13 protein-coding genes are annotated in these 19,481 nt (G+C 40.8%); 8 read left to right on the top strand and 5 right to left on the bottom strand.

Annotation, left to right across the window (positions count from 1 at the left end; genetic code table 11):
• The first annotated feature begins 359 nt into the window (after positions 1-359).
• The gene (locus tag MKY23_RS21150; RefSeq protein ID WP_308722922.1) at positions 360-1,334 is read left to right on the top strand and encodes a hypothetical protein; all 975 of its coding nucleotides are present in this window, start codon (positions 360-362) and stop codon (positions 1,332-1,334) included.
• Positions 1,335-1,488: 154 nt separating this feature from the next.
• Here MKY23_RS21150 and MKY23_RS21145 read toward each other — a convergent pair whose 3' ends face one another.
• The 3 genes from MKY23_RS21145 to MKY23_RS21135 form a co-directional block, all read right to left on the bottom strand.
• Complete coding sequence (locus MKY23_RS21145) at positions 1,489-1,650, bottom strand: hypothetical protein (protein WP_308722921.1); 162 nt, start codon at positions 1,648-1,650, stop codon at positions 1,489-1,491.
• Positions 1,651-2,011: 361 nt separating this feature from the next.
• The gene (locus tag MKY23_RS21140; RefSeq protein ID WP_339832022.1) at positions 2,012-3,334 is read right to left on the bottom strand and encodes an amidohydrolase family protein; all 1,323 of its coding nucleotides are present in this window, start codon (positions 3,332-3,334) and stop codon (positions 2,012-2,014) included.
• Positions 3,335-3,615: 281 nt separating this feature from the next.
• The gene (locus MKY23_RS21135; RefSeq protein ID WP_145413671.1) at positions 3,616-4,227 is read right to left on the bottom strand and encodes a TetR/AcrR family transcriptional regulator; all 612 of its coding nucleotides are present in this window, start codon (positions 4,225-4,227) and stop codon (positions 3,616-3,618) included.
• A gap of 1,239 nt (positions 4,228-5,466) precedes the next feature.
• On the opposite strand from MKY23_RS21135, the gene MKY23_RS21130 reads away from it, so the two are divergent.
• Entirely contained in the window at positions 5,467-9,573 is a 4,107-nt protein-coding gene (locus MKY23_RS21130) for a hypothetical protein (RefSeq protein ID WP_339832014.1), read from the top strand.
• Between the two features lie 31 nt (positions 9,574-9,604).
• Here MKY23_RS21130 and MKY23_RS21125 read toward each other — a convergent pair whose 3' ends face one another.
• The gene (locus MKY23_RS21125; protein WP_339832012.1) at positions 9,605-9,820 is read right to left on the bottom strand and encodes a helix-turn-helix transcriptional regulator; all 216 of its coding nucleotides are present in this window, start codon (positions 9,818-9,820) and stop codon (positions 9,605-9,607) included.
• A 109-nt stretch (positions 9,821-9,929) separates the two neighbouring features.
• Between MKY23_RS21125 and MKY23_RS21120 the strand changes: the two genes are divergently transcribed.
• The 4 genes from MKY23_RS21120 to MKY23_RS21105 all read left to right on the top strand — a co-directional run bounded on the left by MKY23_RS21120 (position 9,930) and on the right by MKY23_RS21105 (position 14,102).
• A complete protein-coding gene (locus MKY23_RS21120) occupies positions 9,930-10,199 on the top strand; it encodes a hypothetical protein (protein WP_339832010.1) in 270 nt (89 codons plus the stop codon).
• A 223-nt stretch (positions 10,200-10,422) separates the two neighbouring features.
• Entirely contained in the window at positions 10,423-11,460 is a 1,038-nt protein-coding gene (locus tag MKY23_RS21115) for an ROK family protein (RefSeq protein ID WP_339832008.1), read from the top strand.
• A 264-nt stretch (positions 11,461-11,724) separates the two neighbouring features.
• Positions 11,725-12,924 (top strand): MFS transporter, encoded by a 1,200-nt coding sequence (locus tag MKY23_RS21110; protein WP_154983428.1) that lies wholly within the window; start codon positions 11,725-11,727, stop codon positions 12,922-12,924.
• A 158-nt stretch (positions 12,925-13,082) separates the two neighbouring features.
• On the top strand, positions 13,083-14,102 hold the full coding sequence (locus MKY23_RS21105) for a hypothetical protein (RefSeq protein WP_154983320.1): 1,020 nt from the start codon (positions 13,083-13,085) through the stop codon (positions 14,100-14,102).
• Between the two features lie 69 nt (positions 14,103-14,171).
• Here the strand turns inward: MKY23_RS21105 and MKY23_RS21100 are convergent, their stop codons facing one another.
• Positions 14,172-14,768, bottom strand: a complete 597-nt coding sequence (locus MKY23_RS21100; RefSeq protein WP_339832006.1) for a DedA family protein — start codon at positions 14,766-14,768, stop codon at positions 14,172-14,174.
• A gap of 388 nt (positions 14,769-15,156) precedes the next feature.
• On the opposite strand from MKY23_RS21100, the gene MKY23_RS21095 reads away from it, so the two are divergent.
• Positions 15,157-18,408, top strand: a complete 3,252-nt coding sequence (locus tag MKY23_RS21095; protein WP_221790325.1) for a GNAT family N-acetyltransferase — start codon at positions 15,157-15,159, stop codon at positions 18,406-18,408.
• The gene (locus MKY23_RS21090) at positions 18,395-19,273 is read left to right on the top strand and encodes a TatD family hydrolase (RefSeq protein WP_339832002.1); all 879 of its coding nucleotides are present in this window, start codon (positions 18,395-18,397) and stop codon (positions 19,271-19,273) included. Before MKY23_RS21095 ends, MKY23_RS21090 begins: the two co-directional genes overlap by 14 nt.
• The last annotated feature ends 208 nt before the right edge of the window (positions 19,274-19,481 follow it).

The following is a 19,481-nucleotide window of genomic DNA, read 5'->3' as shown; positions in this document are numbered from 1 at the left end:
ACCTCACCACACGGCGTAAAGAATCTCGTCTACTTCTTTGATGCATGTGACGGATGGAATTACCTTTGACCATAACAATGGACAAATGAGATAAGGGGCTTAGTTTGAAGTAAATGAAGCCATTCTTAAAAACACTCATTGCAATCTATTTGCTGTTTCGTATATAACAAAATTTTGTTACAAAATAACATTCTTTGAGGCTTGAGATGTTTATTAGAATAATATATATACTCTATTTATTACAATATATTTACATAAATATAATATAAGTGTATAATTAAAAAAACCTTAATTTAACTATAAAGGGGGTAAGTGTATTTCTGAGAATGTAGGTTTATAAATGAGAGGTGAACGATAAAATGAAAAAATTATCCAAGTTCCTACTAACTATTTCTGTTGCTTTGCTTTTCTTAGTCCCGGTTACTGTAAGTGCACAAGAAAATGCTGTTAACGAAGAGGATATATCGATCGATAATATTATCATAGACTCTAATCTTAGTTTGGATAAGAAAACTGACGGAAGGGTTTATCTTCAAATGAGAAATTCAGATAATTCTCTTACAGTATCTCAACAAAGATCAGTTTTAGAAGAAATGGGGTTTTCTGAGAAAGAAATTGAAAAAATGAGTCCAGCAATAATTCAGGAAATCTCTTTGAATGGTGGAAAAAAAGTTGATACTCAAACTACAATAAAGCAATACTATAATTCATCTGACGGTAAAAAATATCTTGTAACAAACGAAAACAGAAAAGAAATTGAAGCGCTAAGTCAAAAAGAAACAGGGGTTATTAATAAACCTGCAGGTCAATCATCAAACATTGGAATGATGTCAGATGTTCGTGAGGAGTATCCGTTTACCGGAACTGGTTATGTCATATATAGAGGAAAAACGTCGAACGCCAAAGAGTTTATATATGACTACTACAACACGGCATCATGGGCGGAGCCCCCTTACTATAAGTACATTGATAAATTAGCAAATTCTTGGCAATCATTTGCTACCAGTGTAGGTAGAGAAGCAACATTAACAACATGGTTAACACCACAGTTAGGCAATGAAAGTAAACAACAGGTCACAATAGAGGGGATAAATGGTTCATCTGTAAAGTTTGATCACGCTGGTCTTTATCTCTATAAAAATTTAGTTCTTAAAGAAACGGTTACTATACCTGTTTCCTATAAAGGGTTAACAGGAAAACATATTGCAAAATACGCTCATCCTTATACTCTTTTAACTCCTAGCGTTACTGTGGGACCTATTTCTCTTAATTTTTCTAATTTTATAGGGAGTGAGTGGGATTGGGATGTTACCTTTACAATTGATAGTAAGTAACACATAAAGTTTTAACTTAAAAAGAACAATACTGGACTGAATCGTAGCTTCCCTCAAAGTACTCCATCTATATAAATAGTGGTTGAAGTACTTTGGGGGATTTTGCTATGGCTGATTAAGTAATAACTTAGCAATTTTAGTATTTGTGTTCTAATTAATTTTTGTTAGTATCATCAGGTTTGTTTTTTTTGCTCTCATTCAAAGTTTTTTTTAAATCCAAAACTTCATTTTCTAAATTATCAATTTTTGATTTTAAACCTGAATTATTAAGAACAGAGCTAACAACAAGATACATGATTAGATAGTTGGCGGCCATTATTATTAGAAAAATAAAGAGCTCGGGTACACCTCGTACAATTAATGGCATATAATTTTCCTTTCTTTAAAATAATGTTTTGAATTTCCTCTTTGTATAGCTAATTATAACATAATACAAATTTATATATATAAGTCTTTGATATCATTGAATCGGTGCAAACCTAAACTTCAGTGTTAGAAGATATTTATAAATAATATTCCACTTAGAAGTTGTTAAATGTTTTAATCGATGCAGCGTGTCTGAAGCTACCAATAACTGCTAAAAGAATCAATAAAGAATAGTCAATATAAAAGAAATGACTAATTCAGTGAGAGTATATGTTTTGCAGTTAAAGAAGAAAATTTACTCAATTCTTTGCTCACCACACGAGATTAAGAACCTCATCTACCTCTTTGATGTGTGTGACGGATGGGTTCTGGATCAGATTACCTTTGACCATGACCATCGATATGTTGGATAAAGCTTCGATCTGCTCTAGCGGATTGTGATCCACTACAATCAAGTCGGCCTGTTTGCCGATATCCAGAGTACCCGTCACGTCGTCAATCCCTAGGATTTTAGCATTGTTGCGAGTGACCATGTCGATGACCTTTTTATTGGTCAGTTTGGTCTGTCTCATGTAATGATCTATCTCTCTCCACATATCATAGTGGGTGACGTAGGACATGGCTGCATCGTTTCCAATTCCAATAGTGATGCCGTTGTCGACCGCCTGTTTCACCCCTTTGAGCATGGAGTCGTAGACCAGTCTAGCGTTTTCTTTTACCGTCGGACTTAACTTGGTCACACTTGGATCGAGCGAAGCGGATGGATAAGCAGCTTGCAGGGTAGGGATCAATGCGGTGTAACCATGAAGGGCCTTGGGGTTCTTTTTATACAAATGAATAATCTCGTCATCCATCTCGGCCCCATGCTCAATCGTATCCACGCCCCCTTGCAGCGCAACGCGCACACCTTCCGTGCTCTCCACATGAGCGGCAACCTTCAATCCAATCTTATGGGCTTCATCGCAGACCGCCGCGACCTCTTCCACCGTCATTTGCAGACGCCCAGCTTCTCCAACCATTTTGGCATCCGTTACACCGCCTGTCACACAGATTTTGATCCAGTCCACACCGTTCTTCACATTAATCCGTGTATTTTTGCGCATTTCCCAAGGCGAGTCACCCTCCAGTGCCAAGTAGGGAGCCCCGTGTCCACCTGTCACACTCAGGAAGAATCCCGAAACAAGCAGATTCGGACCGACCCACTCCCCGCGGTTAATCTCATCTCGCAGCCGCACATCGGTATAAAAGAATTCGCCCACACTGCGCATGCTTGTTACACCCGCATGGAGTGCGGTAAGAGCGTTGCGTTTCATGCGTTTCTTCAAAATATTTCGACCGAATCGGGTATTCAAAATCCGATGATAAGCAAAATTCAGCAATCCTTCACTGACGGAGAGGGTGAGCGGTTTACCATCGGCAAACAGATGCACATGTGCGTTGATTAGCCCTGGCATCACGTATTTCCCGGTAAGGTCGATTATTGTGTAGTGACTGGGGATGTTCAGCTCCTGATCTGGAGCGATGTTCTCGATACGCCCTTGTTCGTTGACGAGAAGGGTCATGTTTGGCTGCAGATGGCGGCTTGCGTCGCCGTGGATCAGATTGACATTTTTCAAAGCGTAAGCGGTGTTCATGGTGTGTTCCTCCTTGGGTGTGGGTGGTGTTACATGATGTTACTTGTTGAATCAGTCGAGTGATACGGTTCTGTGTTATTTGGTTTCTCTGTGCAAAGTATTCTGGTGTTCTAAAAGTGAATTTATAATTCATTTTTGGGTTAAAAAAATAGATTGGCTTGCTTATGCTTATTTTTTGCGTGCAAATCAGGGAAAGTACAACTGATCTGCACGCTGTGCGACGCGTAGTGATCTATGATAGAAAGTGGGGTTTGGATTGGCTGGCGACCAAGCACTATTCCTTATTCGTTCAAGCTTTTCATGCCGTACAGTCGGTATACATACAACGCTTCAAAGATTTGCTTGCGGCTGTCCTCGCTCATGTCCCGTTTCAATAAGTCCAGATTCATGTCAATGACGTTATGTGCCAGAATGTTCAGCAGAATCAGGTTCTCCTCGGTGCCGATCTCATAGTGTTTGTATTGATTTTTGAGATAGGCTTTCTTCGTTTCGATCATCAGCTCAACCAGCTCGTTCTTGGCGTTGGTGTAGATGGTGCCTTTGTTCTTTTCAAAAATAATAACGATCTGATTCCGATACTTCCGCAGCACATCTATTTGTTCTTGCATGAGGACGGATCGCTGCTCACTGTTCGTTTCCTCAAACGCGTTCTGGTTATCAAAATGAATCGTCTCCACCAGTACCTTTTTCAAATAATCCACCAAATCCGGCGGTACAACGGCGTAGAAAAGCTCCTTCTTATTCTTGAAATAGGTATAGATATTGCCGACCGATATATTGATCTCATTCGCAATATCGTTCATCTTGGCATCCGCATAACCCTTCTCAAAAAAGACCTTAAGCGCCGCATATTCAATTTCTTTCCTGACTTCATCTTTCTTGGCCTGCACCATCGGGAACGACTCCTTAATAGTGAATGGATGATTCGTTATTAGGATAGACCTTTTTGGAGGGGGTGTCAAATGAGGGATTTATAGAAACCAAATTAATTCTTCCTGAAAAAGTGATAATGAAAGTCCGCTCCAAAGTTTGAGCGGACCAAGAGTAAGTTATACTTTCCAAATAAGTGAAGATGATAGAAATATGAATTAATCTGTCCAAGATTCTAGTTTTCCATTGTAGAAGTATAGGTATGTTCTTCCATAAACCCATTGTTCAATTCTTAAGTTACTTGTGTTATAAGTGTTTATTCGTTCTGGTTCCCCCCATGATAAACGAGCTTGTTGTGTATTCATTCCAATGGATATTTTTTGTTGTGTTATCTTGTTCCAAATATTAGATGACCAGCCTGGGTACGCCGTTCTGGGATTAAGCCTATAGAATCGATTAGCTTTGGGCTCATATAGTCACCAATACGGCCAGTTCTAAATGTCTGATTGGCCACTAGAACTTTTTGTTTGAATAATTAGATTTTTGCCTTTTAATTATACAGAAGTGAAGTATACTTTTTCTAAATGACCTATAGGGTTAGAAGATGGTAAATAATTATTATCTACCCAATTATATTTGTCAGTATAGAAACGAATTGTTTCATCATTTCTATAATCTATAGGGAAAAAGATTATTATTTTGAACTCGGTAATTGATCAGTCGAAATAAGAGGGAATTTCTTTAATTGTTGCTGGAGAACTATCTCTGAACTAAAACAGAACCATCTAAAGTAATTTATTGGATAAAATGGATAATTCATAATTCGTTTGTGGCTGTTAGAAGCTTTGCGTCATTGATTAATATCTTAAATAGTAAATAGTAAATAGTAAATAAGAAATTTGTGTATTGGCTAGAGGTCTCATTACCAGAAAGGTAGAAGTAAGAATCCGCTTTGGTTCTAAGGAGAGAAAAGAATTAATCTTATTTTTTTCTATAATTTTTAAAAAGGATAATTATTATGGGGGCGATAATGAAAATATCCAATCTGTTTCAGTTCTTAAACAATAGTTGATGAATGTCATTTCCTCTTTGGATTACTACATAAAACAGCTTTCTAAATTAGCATAAAGGGGAGGAGACTAGTTGTATGGTGAAAGAGAATAGAATGATCAAGCATTTGCAGAAAATATTTCACTGGTGAAGTTGAACTTAAAAGTATGTTTATGATAATTTTCAAACCTAATTAGAACGGAGATTGTGATATGAGAGGGAATGAGTTAAACTCAAAATTTTCCAAATCAGATATGGGAGCCCAGGCGGCTTGGAAAGGATTTTCTTCACAGACATTATACATTGCTTCACGTTTAATGTCCGATACCCAAAATCATGAATTTTTCCCTGAAGATATTGAAGACTTAGTAATAAAGCATGATGGGAAAATTATAGAGGCAATACAGATTAAAAATATCTCATCAGACTTAACTCTCTCATCTTTAGCTACAGCCAAATCTTCCTTGGCAGGTGAAGGATTTTATAAAAGAGTGTGTAGTATACACTCAGAAGACAGTTCATTTTCAAAAGTAAGAGTCGTGTATTTTAATAATTTAGGAGAGGAATTGAAAGGGTTATTAGATGGAGAAATAAGTTGTGTAGAATCAGTACTGAAAAAATTAACTCACAACCATGATCTTACACTTGAATCTGCTGAATGGTTGCTCTCATCTTTAGTTTTTGAAAAAGTAAATTTAGAAGATCTTCAAAAACAGATATTAGTACAGTTAAAAGACTATGTACCTATAATGGCTGCGCCTGATCTCGCATATTCTTTGCTTATACAATACGTTTCTGATCTTTCCAATACGAAAGGAAGCACCAGTTTCAAGTTGTGGGAAGAACAAATTTATCAAATTGGAAGCGATATTTCAGCAATGGATGGTTACTATAAGGAATATAATAATTCCTTGATAAGACTATGCGATATTGCTACAGTAAAAAGCTATAAACAGCTTCAGAATGAATATGACCAAGGCATATCGGCACATCCATCCCATGTTCGTAATGGTCTCGATTTAGCTAGACGAGCTTGGATTGACAAGATTAATGATAAGATTAGTGCTAACAAAGCTATAGTCATAAGAGGGGTGTCGGGACAAGGGAAATCGACTCTTTGTTATCGTTATCTAATTGATCATTATCCCGAGCAATTAGTTTTTTGCATTCGTTCCATCTCTTCTGTAAGGCAAGCGGAGAATTTAGCTGCTGCATTGAAAGGAATTACTAAACACACTAAAAATCTAATAATTTACGTTGATGTTCATCCTGGGGAACAACAGTGGATAATACTAATAGAGGAGTTACAGGCGCGTGGAATAAATGTTCCTGTATTAGTCTCTATTCGTGAAGAGGACTTTAGAATGACTCGTATTGACTTAAGTTCTGTTGAGATTGAAATTATTGATTTAGATTTAACTAAGCAAGAAGCGATATCAATTTATCAGACAATTATAGATTCTTCACCAAACGATTATTTTCGGAGTTTTGAAGAAGCTTGGGCAAGATTTGGTGGTAATGGTCCATTAATAGAATTTATGTACTTACTTACAAATAATCAAACGTTAAAACAACGTTTGAGAGCTCAAATCGAAAATCTTTTAAAAGAAGGTTATCCAGATTCATGGTTTTTATTATTACAACTTGTTAGTTTTGCAGGGAAAATTGGTTGTTCTCTTTCTCTGGAACAAGCTAAAGGTGCTGTTGGGATTGATAATGTATTCTCTGCAATTCAACGATTCAGCAATGAATACTTGATGAAATCATCAGATGATGGATTGCTTTTGGAGCCTCTTCACCCACAGAGAGCACTCATAATTTCGGATATTCTCAATGAAACTATTGGAGAGGATTCTTGTGGGCTTCTATTGTCATCTTTGGATTGCATAGATAGTAAGTATTATCAATACATTCTAATGGATTTCTTCACCAAGCATTCTTATTCTCATGAGATGGTTACTCTAATTTCTTCTAAAGGCACAAAGGATTGGATGGCATGTGCAGGTTTAATTAAAACTATGTTATGGCTAGATGTTAAACGCTATGTAGAATCTAATATAGAAGTGATTCAAGACATTAGAAGTGAATACGGAATAGGTTGGCTATCATATGTACCTTTTGATATTTCGGGATATATACGACCTAACGAATTCATCATTGAACGACTCAATGGAGAGAAGTCAAGAGAGCAGGTTGAAAAAATAAAGAACTCACTGAGTTCCCTACAGATTGACTATGAAGCTACAGATTCATTAATCTTTAATTTTGAAATCCCTTCAGAAATGCCAAAACATGATAAAGAGTGGTCACTATTAGGATATTCTTTGTTCTGGATGGCAAAGCGTGGTAGAAAGATAAGTCTCCCTTTCTTAATTGATAAAATGAACGAAGAAATGTTAAATGGCGATATTAGTTCAAAGGCGGATGCTTTGAGAGGACTTTATGAGATAATTAATGAGGAACTGTATACTTCAGCAAGGAATGTGTTGTCTGCAAGAATGATAAAAGATTACTGTATTATACACCTGGATATTTTAGAATCAGATATACAGTGCTATTTTGTACCTCCTGTATTTAATGATACGCAGGTAGGACATTCTAAATCAATTGAAACAAATTTTAACTTCTTTTGGAGAAAAAAAATGACAGATATACTTGATCAAATTTTTCCTTATAAGGAGAATATAGAGGTTAAGTTGATAGGAACTGATTTATTACGTGATATAGGCATTGAGGTATACGATAATGAATCAAAAATCAACAAAAAAAATCGTCCTGATCGATGGGTTATGGAACTTAATGCTTGGGAGCAGACGCGGATCGAGTATTTAGATCGACCGGATTCATGGACACTATATGTAGAGCGGATTGACCATATACGAAAAATTTCAAAGGAACTTATTTATTGTACTATTGACTATATTGATTTTATTTATAAAAAGAAACGGCATGACAGTGTACGTTGGGAAAGGGTAATAAAGAATGAACAAGATTTTAAAAATTCAATAAAAAGGGAATTTTTATTGCCAAAATCTGCAGTCGATCCTTATTGTCTCATTAGAGAGAAAATGAACGATGATTTCAATACTGGAAATATTGATATTTTAAACAAATTAGGCATTGCCTCAGGATCTTTGGAAACCACAATTCATCAGTACATGAGGTTTGAAAAAGAATTTTCTGGAACGTACAGAAAATTAGGTTACTTTTATGAGCAAATTGCAGAAACAATAATTGCGAGACTAAAAGGAGAGCGTTTAGATCAAATTAAGAACTCACGATTGGCGATTTTAAATCTGTATGATTCTGTGAAATCGTTAAGAATAATGCAAAAAGAGTATGAATTATTGTTTAAAGAATACAGCACAATCGACACAGTTTTTCTAAGTGAGGAAACTGAAGAAATGCTCGTTTTATTAAATATGTGGATACATGTTATTAACAATCCGATTAAAGGCGTTTCCATAGCATATGCAGCTAGAGAAATGTATAAAAAATCGAATGAAAGGATTGAGAGAGCTTTTGAAGTAGCAGTTGGAAGAGTTGGAGGGGAAATGGTATCCATTAATCAAGATTCATATGTTATTAGTACTATTGAGGATTTGAGCAATTCTAGCGTTATAGAGGATGAATATTCAAAAATAGTTCTTACATTACGTGAGGTCTTCAAATCAGCGATACCCTATAACAGTTATAGATGGATATTGGAAACAAGATTATTGAATTTGATATTTGTGCCTATTTATAGAGGTGCGCCACTGTCAAATGGTTTTTTAATACCGCATTATCGGCTACTTGATGTGCCAGAAGAATTAGTCTCAAAACCATTGTTTCCAATTGATTTACCAAATGATTTTTTTTCACATTTGAATCTTGACTTCGTAGAATTAGAACAATGGAGGTTAGCCACGGGTAATATAAGTCTTATTAGGATGTTGCTTACTCAATACAATGACGTAATTGAAACGGCAATGGCTTCAAACAAATTGTACAGAGAAGGAATAGAGAATTATTTAATATTTTTCAGTACTCAATTTTCTCAGATGTTAACTGAATTTATAAATAATATGAAGCCTTCTTTGAAACTTCTTGAGTTAGTAGTAGATACAGAAGTAGTTGAACTGGTTGGAATTATTCAGAAAGGTTTAGAAGAAATGGGAGGAATTCACGAAACTTTATCTGAACTCAAAACGGTGGTAGACTTTGAAAAAATTATTGATCCGATTATTGTTAGTATGATGCTTTTACAGAAACACATGATTAGAGGGAATCAAGCTAGAAGTGTTATAGAATCATCTACATTATCATCGATTATATAGCTACCAAGGGAATATCAGAAAAATTTATCGATCACTCATCCCGAATCTCAATAATTTCCCTTATATCATCAATATCCAACGCTTCAGCAATCCGCTCAATATGAGCAAAGTTAATATTCTCACGTTTCCCGGACTGTAACTCACTTAAGGCAGCGTGGCGGATATCGGCCAAACGTGCTAGTTCTCGCAGTGAGATATTATGTTTCTCTGTGAGTTTGTGAATATTGATAACTACCTTTTTCGTCATCTTAAATCACTCCTAAAATTTCCATATGGTCTTGACGTTACGCATGAGCGTACCATATACTTTTTGTATATCTGGTACTCTTATGCGTACCAATTTTAGGAGTGGTGACATGACAAGTACCCACGGCGAAGATCTGGCTTCGCAGTACGCACAACTTGTAAAACAAGAAGATGATTACGTCGATCAACTGGTCACGTGTAACAAACTCATCCTGGATGCCATGGACATAATCTCGAAGCGGGCAGGGGTGCTGCACATGGATACGGTGAAACAAGCGGCGTATCACCTTCATGCGATGGAACAGGATTTGAACCGCAAGTTATTTGAAGTCAGGCTGGAGAAGAGCATCTTGGCACATCATATGAGCCAGTCTACATAACCGTTTGAACCAAAGGATAGTACAAGATCATTCCAAAGATGATCATGCCCTGTCCTTTTTCTCTGTTCATCCGACCACTTTCCATTTCCAAATAAGCATTGACTTTCCACACCAATCCCCCTAAACTTCAATTATTAAAACACTTTTAAAAACCCCTTTCACTACTTTCTCGAATATGCGATCATCCTTCAACATACAAACGAAAGGAGGCACACAACAAACGATGTTACCCACTTCCCACAACACCCAACAGGTCAAACGCATTAACGTTGAAATTGTAAAAAATACACTCCGGTCGATGGGTGTAGGCACGAAGGCTTCCATTGCAAACCTGACCAAACTCAGCGTGGCGACATGCGGAACAATACTAAATGAACTGCTCCAGACGGGAGAGATCATTGATCTGGGCCCGGATGAGTCGAGTGGGGGCAGACCGGCGAGTCGGTATCAGTTTAATGCGAACTACGCGAGTGTGCTATGTCTGATTATTCGTACCGAAGGCGGCATCCATTCGATCACACATACATATGCCAACCTGAACGGAGAGATGGCGGACGAACAGACACTTGTTTTAGATGAGATTAATGTCACGGTGGTGGAGAAACTCATTGCTGGGCTGATCGAGCAGCATCACAATGTGCAGTCCATCGGAATCGGGATACCAGGGGTGGCGCACAATGGTGTGATCGGTATCTGTGACGTACCAGAGTTGGCTAATCAGCCGCTCGGTTTAAGGCTCAAAGAGCAATACGAAGACATCGAAGTGGTCATTGGCAACGATATGAATCTGACGGTGTACGGACTGTACAATGAACAGCAATTTGAGCAAGAGAAGAACTTTGCGGTGGTGACGTTCCCTGAAAATCATTTTCCGGGGGCAGGTTTTATTATCGATGGTCGGCCACTCACCGGGAATACGCAATTTGGGGGAGAGGTGTCCTTTTTGCCATTTGGCGTGTCACGGGAAGAACAGCTGCGTATGTTGAAAACGACAGACGGATTGCAGGAACTCGTCGTACAGACGCTGGTCTCCATTATTGCCATCATCAACCCGGCGTCCATTGTGGTGACGGGCGATACGATGGACCCAGCGATGCGGGATGGCCTGATCCAAGGCTGCCGGGATCACCATATTCCACAGGAGCATATGCCTGAACTCACGATTCGCCGCGACACCCGGCGTGAGTATGTTACCGGACTGGTAGCCGTAACACTCGAAAGCCTGACCTACCGCATTCAGGTAGTTGAGAAGCAGTGGTAGGAACGACTTATTATGAAGTGAAGTTAAGCAAAATTTTCACACGAGAGCGGAGAGGGCAGAGCCAATCTGGAGAACGCCTTTATCACTGTATTTTCACCTTTAGAAAGAAATTCAAAAAAATACAGGGATAACAGCGGGCGGAAGATGGCACTGCAATCGCAGGTACAGCGTGTAACCATTTTTCTGGACACAATGGAGGAACTTATTTTGAATCAGCAAGCAAGTACACAAGGCAACAAACGAAAGTTTAATAAGCTGTACGCCATGCAGTTGGCAACGATCTTTCTTGGATTTATCGTATTTGGCATCTCGGAAAATATTAAAGGCCCAGCCATTCCGCGAATTCAATTTGACTTCAATCTGGATGAGAAACAGCTTGGGACGTTATTGTCCCTGAACGCTCTGGGATATCTGATCGCCTGCTCGTTCACGGCTATACTGGTTCGCAAATGGGGCATTAAGGCGGTCAGCATCATTTCATTTGCCTCGATGATTCTGTCGGGTGTGTTCATCTATGTATCGCATACGTATCCGCTCTTTGCGTCATCCTACTTCTTCATGTATATCGGCAACGGGATGCTGGAGATTGCGCTGGCGATACTCGGGGCGCGGATTTTTGTGAAAAATACAGGCACGATGATGAACCTGTCCCATTTCTTCTATGGACTGAGTTCGACGGTGGCGCCATTGCTGGCGACAGGCGTGATGTCGCTGACGGTATTTGGGCACCTGCTAGACTGGCGTGGCATGTATCTGGTTATGCTGTCGCTGTGCCTGCTGCCAATCATTGCGGCACTGCGCAGTAAATTCCCCGGGGATGATCTTGCCCATGAAGATCGCACCTCGCTTAAGACGTTAACACGTGATCCGGCCCTGTGGCTGATGGTGCTTATTCTTTCTTTTGGCGTGGTATCGGAACTGGCGGTTGGAGGCTGGCTTGTTAACTTCCTGGAGAAAGCCTACACGTGGGACACGGTCAAAGCCTCTGGTCTATTGTCGGCATTTTTCCTTACGTTCTCACTTGGACGTTTGCTGCTTGGGCCGTTGACGGATCGCATCGGGTTCGTACTTTCGTTGATCTTATTCTCGGCTTTCTCAGCGGTATGTACATTTGTCGCGCTTGCAGGGGGAGAGAGTCTGGCGATTTTCTTTGCGATATCGGGCGCAGGCATTGCGATGATCTATCCCACAGTAATGGCCTTTATCGCACGTAGATATCCGAACGGCAGTGATACGGCAATTACGTTTACGGTAACGCTCATGGGGGTGGGCAGTGTCATCGGCAACTATGTAATAGGCTGGGTCATTGAAGGTGTGAAAAACATGTACGGTGCCACCACGCAGCTCGGCTTGCTGCGCGGACTTCAGGCGGGATATGGATTTATTGGCTTATGTGCCGTTATCTGTGCGGCATCTGGCGTGGTGTTGTATGTGTATTTGAAAAGAAGACGGGAACTGATTTAGGTAACCGATGTTTATCAGGTGGTTAGTCCTTCTTTTTGTAAAGAGAAGAAGGGCTATTTTTTATAAATAATGCAGTGTATATTTTGTTATAGAAAAATTGACAAACACTCATTTAGGGATGCATGATAAGGTATGTTAAATAAAAGGAGAGTGAACACATGGAGAAAAAACTAGAGATTAATACTCCCTCAATTCAGACTTTTTTAAATCATGCCTACCCACTCGCGATATTAGAGAAAGAAGAAGCCTTTCAAGGTTGGTTTTTTACGAACTATACTCAACTTTATACATTTAACAATAGAAAAAATCCAACAGGTGACTTTAAAATAGATTTCTACTCCCATAATGGAAAGTATCCAAATATCCCTTTCTTAGAATACTCAAACTTGAATATGAACACGGTGAATACCTTTAATGAAAATATATTGGACATCATAATAGCAAACATTGACTTGAATTATTACATAGAAGTTGGTATAGATGAATATTACTGGTCTACCAAATCCAGTTATATGTTAAAACATTTTCATCATGATAATTTAATATATGGCTATAATAAAAAAGAAAAGGTACTGTATTATCTTGGTTACAATAAAGAAATGGTATTTGGGCAGTATTCTGTCTCTTTTACAGAGTTTGTATTATCCTTTACGAAACATTCTGAATCAACAATTAAATTTATTAGGAATTTTATTCCTGAATTGTTAAGTGATACTACTAGGTATGTTTATCATGAAGATTTAGAGTTTGATTTGAATATTTTCAGAATATATCTAGAGGACTACCTGAATTCCAGAAACTCATTCCTTTCACACAAAGGGACTAAGAGTTCTGTTTTTGGACTAGCTATATATGATGAGTTATTACTCCGATTCTCTGATGACATAAAACTAAGCAAGGATATTAGATTGTTTAGATTACAATGGGAGCATAAAAACGTGATGAATAGAAGAATCGATTATCTGAAATCAAAAGGATACCTAGATGCTAACCATTATGAGAATTTATCTAAGCAATCTATGCATTTATGCAATGAGTTTCTTTTGCTGAAAAATTTATCTATTAAATATTCCTTTACTGCTAATAATAAAAGCTTTTTATCAATAATAACAAAACTTAAGGAAATACAGTCTTTTGAAGAACGTTTAATGAATGATTTATATTTAGCTGTTACATAGTTCCCTTATGAGCACATAACTAAAGTCCATCAAGACTTTATATCTTTAACAGTTGAAAAAGGAGTTCGCTTATTGCGAACTCCTTTTTTTCCAACGTTTCAACAGCATGTACAGTCCAAAACCAATCAGGAAGATCATGCCTGCCGGGATGACATACGGTTTAACCACTTCACCGACGTTTTCCCATTGTGCTCCCAGTTTGTAACCGAGGTACACGTAGATGGATGTGATCGGAAGCATGGCGAGAAAGGTAAAGATGCTGAATTTGAAAACGTTCATCTTTGCCATACCGCAAGGGATGGAGATGACCGTTCGAATGCCGGGTACGAAGCGGCCATAGAAAGCGACCCCGCTGCCGTATTTTTCAAAAAATTTATCGGAAGCATCGACATGGTGGGGGCGAATGAGGAAGTATTTCCCGTATTTCTCCACCATCGGTCTGCCACCGTAGCGTCCGAGTGCATATAACGTTAATGGGCCAAATGTGCCGCCAACGGTTCCTGCCAGAATAGCCAACCATAGCTTCATATCCCCGAGATATACCCAATATCCCGCCATGGGCAGAACAAGTTCAGCGGGGACAAATTCAAACGATAGGGCAATAACAAGACCTGCATAGGACAAATCTTTAAAGAACAGTATGAATTGCGTGATCCACTCCGTCATGCTTTCCCTCCATGAATCTATCTATTTTTGATATAAGTAGACACTGCTCTCTTCAGAGTACCAAGGGCGAACAGCGCTTGTCAAAACTCACAGTTAAGGCAATTTATCCTTATCACCACCGTATATGTTAGCCTATACATAAGTCTAAGACAGCCCCTATATAGATACGAACGTTCACGGTTTAAGGTTTCTTATTTACTTATAATCGTTCTAGAGCCAATATGAATCTAGGTGATGAAGACACTCTGAAAATGTTTCCAAATATAGTATGATAAGACTATCGCTAGATTTGCCACACAGAGCCTGAATTAGTTCTGAAGCGATCAGACGAAGGCTAGTATAGTGTTCACGAAGACCATCCTATACATATAGAGAAGGAGAACCGAACATGAGTGTACAATCACAAATGATCATCGATCAGATTCGTATTGTTGAATACAACGCTTCTTATGCCGCCAGCTTGGCAGATATGTGGAACCAAAGTAATGAGAGCTGGGGAGGCGGCACGAGGCAGCGGACAGAGGAAACGATTCGTCAGGAGATGGAGAACTCCTCCAATCTGCATGTTTTTCTGGCGGTTCATGATGTAGAGGTCGTCGGTTTTTGCAGCTTTGCCCATTACCGTTTTGACGAGAATGCACTATATGTACCGCTGCTTAACGTACGCCCGGACTACCATGGGTACAAGATTGGTCGCAATCTGATCTTAAAGGCAGTGGAGAAAACGGTTGAGGCCGGATGGCCGCGTCTGGATCTGTTCACATGGCCGGGCAATACGAAGGCGGTGCCAATGTACAAGAAATGTGGTTTCTTTTGGGAGAAAAAAGATGATAGCGTACATCTCATGAACTTTATCCCGACCGTATTGCAGACCGAGGCGCTAGCACCTTACTTTGAAACATTAGACTGGTACGCTGACAGCACCCGTGAACTGGTGATCGAGCCGGATGGACGGCAGGAGCGTGGATTCGATTTTTTGGATTATACGTGGCAAAAAGAGGACCTCTCCCTGCGGGCATCTTTTGAAAAAACAGGCCGCGGCTTGGCCGCTCTCGAAACGCCGGATTACAGCATTCACACCGAAGTAGATCATCATGATCTGGTGTTTGGTTCGAGTTATCCCGTGCGTTATCATATCCAAAATAAATCCAACCTCGATCTTGAGTTCGAGATCAAAGGACAGGACGACAAAAATATCCGTTTTGCTATGGATGTTGTGCGAACGTTGCAACCAGACGAAACCATCACGGTAGAGGGGGAGTTTTACCTCGATCCGGTGACCGAAGAACAAAACAAGAATAAAACGCATCCGGTCATTAGCAGTACTTGGCTTATTGGCGGCAGGAAAGCTCAGTTCCGTATTGGCCTTCAACCTAAATTCCCTGCGAAGATTACACCAGTTCTCCCCGTGAAGGAACTATATCCGGGTATTCCGGCAGAGTTAATCCTGAACGTGGAAAACAATGTGGATGCGGAAACAGAATTTGTTATGGAACTGCCAGAAGAAGCATTTCTAGACTGGACAGAGCGCACACTGCGATTCACAGTACCTGCGAAGGGCAAACGCTCCGTGTCCGTTCCGTTTACACTGCATTCATATGGCATCTATGCACAGGATGTAGAGATTACCGCTGTTCCGGCGGGGGGATTGGAGATTTCTTTTAGAAGAAAACTCTCAGTGCTGATGAAGGGCATTGAAGGCAGGTATGGCGGTGAGGCGAATGGCCAGTGGATTGCAGTGAACGGTGCGTTCTCTCTCCATATGAACAAACATGATAATGTCATGTGGATCGAATATCCTGGGTCGCGTCACTCCTTCTGGTGGAATTATCCGAAGCTGGGGAAACCGTACTCGGAGGAGTTGTCCCTGAAAGAAGCCAAAGAAGTACGGATTGTTGCTGAAGGGAATCATCAGGTTATGGAAGCGGCCTATGAATTGGAAAATTTCCCGGGATTACTGCTGAAGACGGTTGCCAAACTGTCCGCTAACGGAATCGCTACGTTCTCCCATGAGGTTGTGAATACACGTGATACAGCATGGGAAGAAGAACTGTTCCTGATGGATCACTTCGGTTTCTTCGGCAATCGGCTCATTCTGCCCTATCAGGGTCGTTTTGTAGATATGGGGGATGATTATGCCGGGGATCCAAACCATTGGGATACGGGACAGATTACGGAGAACTGGCTATTTTGCAAGGAAGAGTACGGAGCGTGCGGCATCTATTGGGACCCTTCGCTGAAGCTGATCAAACCCGAATATACGCTGGCATTACAGCATGAGCTGGGACGTTTGGAGGCCGGGGCCTCGGTAGCCACGAAGGAAACGGTATTTGCGCTTAACACGTTTGCCAAGTGGACGGATTTCCGCGCATTCGCCCGTAAACAACCTAATGGAGTTATTCCGATGCTGGACAGTCATCTGGATGTGATGTTGAATGATGGCAATCCATTTGCTGCGGACGTACTACAGGCTGAATTGGTTGAGCGTAAGCTTGTTCAGCTTGCTGGTACGCTGGAGCTGTACGTACAGCAAGGTAAGGAACCCGAGATTAAAGCTCGTACGATCGAGTTCGATGCGACGGAGCAGTTGAACTCGGATAAGCTGGAGTTTTCGCCTGAGGAAACGGTAGTGGGAGCGCCGAAGGTAACGACAGCGGACCGCCTTGACCTGCAAGGGTCTGACACCCCCGACAGTACCAACCCATATGAGCAACTGAATATATGGAAAGTACGGGGCGTGTATCGTGGAGAAGATCGGATTCAGGAACGAATCTCTCTTTGGTTCCCGCAGACACGGTCTGAAGTGCTACAACGGATTGAAAAGGGAGTAGATGGTTCAGAGACGTTATATACCGTCAACAATGGTGTGTTATCTATTACGGCTGATCCGGCATTCGGGGGGATTGTACACTCTCTGAAAGTTCAAGGCGAGGAATGGCTAGACAGTTCATATCCTGAACCTGCCGCTCGTTCGTGGTGGAATCCGTGGTATGGCGGGATGGCTGTTGATATTCCAGGCATGAACGGCTTTAGCCGTCAATTGGAGCAAACGAGTCTATCGTGGTCGGAGCAGAAGGATCAATTCGGTAACGTGTGGAAAGGCTTGAAGGTGACCACTCGTATCGAGAAACATGAAGCGAACCGGGGAATGACCGTTCATCAGCATTATCTGATGCTGCCTGGCGTTCCCGTACTTTGCACCTTACTTGCGGTGACCAACAAGTCTGGTCTGACACGAGCAAATTATGCTCTTACAGAAGGTCGTTTCTTCAAACCTTCGGAAGTATATACAGAAGGCTGGATCGAGCAACCGGGTCAAGATCGTTTTCCGCTCGGCAAAGTAGACATTGGGCTTCCTTTGAAGCACATATTCCGAATAGGCTCCCTTTCACGTCAAAACATGCTACACGCGGTGAATCGTTACCCGAACCAGAATGCCTGGGCGTTTGCGAACAACCTGGTAACAGGACATAACGTAGCACATGAGCTTACGATACAAGATGGCGAAACCGTCTGGACAGAGCCGACCTATCTTGTTCTGGGGCCGATCTCGCTCAATACGGCAGATGTGCATGATTTGTTAAAACTGAACTTTGTAACATCAACAAGCGAAGAGGAGGCCACCGATGCCCATCATTGATATTCACATTCATCTATCCGATATCGACAGCTTTCACCGTACTGCGATTGATCTGTCCAAAGTAGACTACAGCGCGGCGGGTCTCAAGGCAGAATTTGATCGCAATGATGTTATTCTTGGCATTGGCATGGGGGTGAGCGAGCAAACGAAGGGGGCTTTCCCGGATTCCAGTTCCCCTAACCCGATGGGGCTGGATCTGGAAGAACAGGTTCCATCGTTTCTGATGGAATGTGTAGGCATTAACCCTAACCGACTGGACGGCAAACAAGCTCAAGACGAGCTGGACCGGATCGAAGCCAGATTGCAATCGCCCGAAGTTGCGGGAATCAAGCTGTACGCCGGATATTATCACCACTATGTGTATGACAAAATCTATACCCCGGTCTATGAGCTGGCTGCAAAATACAATCTGCCTGTGGTCATCCATACTGGAGACACCTACTCTATGAACGGGCTGCTCAAATATTCGCATCCGCTAACGGTGGACGAGCTTGCCTTGCAACAGCGCGGTGTAAACTTCATGATTTGTCATCTCGGTGATCCCTGGGTCATGGATGCTGCTGAGGTGGTTGCTAAGAACCCTAACGTGTACGCAGATTTATCTGGGCTTGTGGTGGGGGATCGTCCTCACTTCGAACGCTTTATGAACGAACCGCTGTTTATGGATCATTTCCGCAGGGCTTTGGTTTACTCGGATCATTATGAGAAGATGCTGTTTGGAACCGATTGGCCGCTTGCACCTATCGATCTGTATGCTGAATTTGTCCGCAGGCTTGTGCCAGAGCAGCATCATGAGAAGGTGTTTTACGAGAACGCATTCAGCCTGTTTCCACGTATTAGTAAGCGTATTACAGAGCTAGGGTGATATTTGAAAATATCTTAAATGGTTAAGTGACAGCAACCAATAAGCGATACTCACGATGTGCTTAAAGATAATATAGGGTGCACATTGATCTCCTGACAGGCTTCGGACGTCTAAGTGACTTCCAACATTAGACTAGTTGGAACGAGCTGGACTAAACTACGAAGCCTTTTATAGAGTAAAACTTCTTGTATCTATTTTGGAATAATAT

The sequence above is a fragment of the Paenibacillus sp. FSL R7-0272 genome (assembly GCF_037969905.1).
GTDB classification, from domain to species: Bacteria; Bacillota; Bacilli; order Paenibacillales; family Paenibacillaceae; genus Paenibacillus; species Paenibacillus polysaccharolyticus.
Note: the sequence above shows the minus strand (reverse complement) of the source record. Positions and strands in the feature narration are given on the sequence as shown.

Coding starts and splice junctions, on each gene's coding strand:
- MKY23_RS21110 (WP_154983428.1), top strand. CDS start 11,725: ATGCAGTTGGCAACGATCTTTCTTGGATTTATCGTATTTGGCATCTCG.
- MKY23_RS21150 (WP_308722922.1), top strand. CDS start 360: ATGAAAAAATTATCCAAGTTCCTACTAACTATTTCTGTTGCTTTGCTT.
- MKY23_RS21115 (WP_339832008.1), top strand. CDS start 10,423: ATGTTACCCACTTCCCACAACACCCAACAGGTCAAACGCATTAACGTT.
- MKY23_RS21095 (WP_221790325.1), top strand. CDS start 15,157: ATGAGTGTACAATCACAAATGATCATCGATCAGATTCGTATTGTTGAA.
- MKY23_RS21145 (WP_308722921.1), bottom strand. CDS start 1,650: ATGGCCGCCAACTATCTAATCATGTATCTTGTTGTTAGCTCTGTTCTT.
- MKY23_RS21120 (WP_339832010.1), top strand. CDS start 9,930: ATGACAAGTACCCACGGCGAAGATCTGGCTTCGCAGTACGCACAACTT.
- MKY23_RS21100 (WP_339832006.1), bottom strand. CDS start 14,768: ATGACGGAGTGGATCACGCAATTCATACTGTTCTTTAAAGATTTGTCC.
- MKY23_RS21090 (WP_339832002.1), top strand. CDS start 18,395: ATGCCCATCATTGATATTCACATTCATCTATCCGATATCGACAGCTTT.
- MKY23_RS21140 (WP_339832022.1), bottom strand. CDS start 3,334: ATGAACACCGCTTACGCTTTGAAAAATGTCAATCTGATCCACGGCGAC.
- MKY23_RS21105 (WP_154983320.1), top strand. CDS start 13,083: ATGGAGAAAAAACTAGAGATTAATACTCCCTCAATTCAGACTTTTTTA.
- MKY23_RS21130 (WP_339832014.1), top strand. CDS start 5,467: ATGAGAGGGAATGAGTTAAACTCAAAATTTTCCAAATCAGATATGGGA.
- MKY23_RS21125 (WP_339832012.1), bottom strand. CDS start 9,820: ATGACGAAAAAGGTAGTTATCAATATTCACAAACTCACAGAGAAACAT.
- MKY23_RS21135 (WP_145413671.1), bottom strand. CDS start 4,227: ATGGTGCAGGCCAAGAAAGATGAAGTCAGGAAAGAAATTGAATATGCG.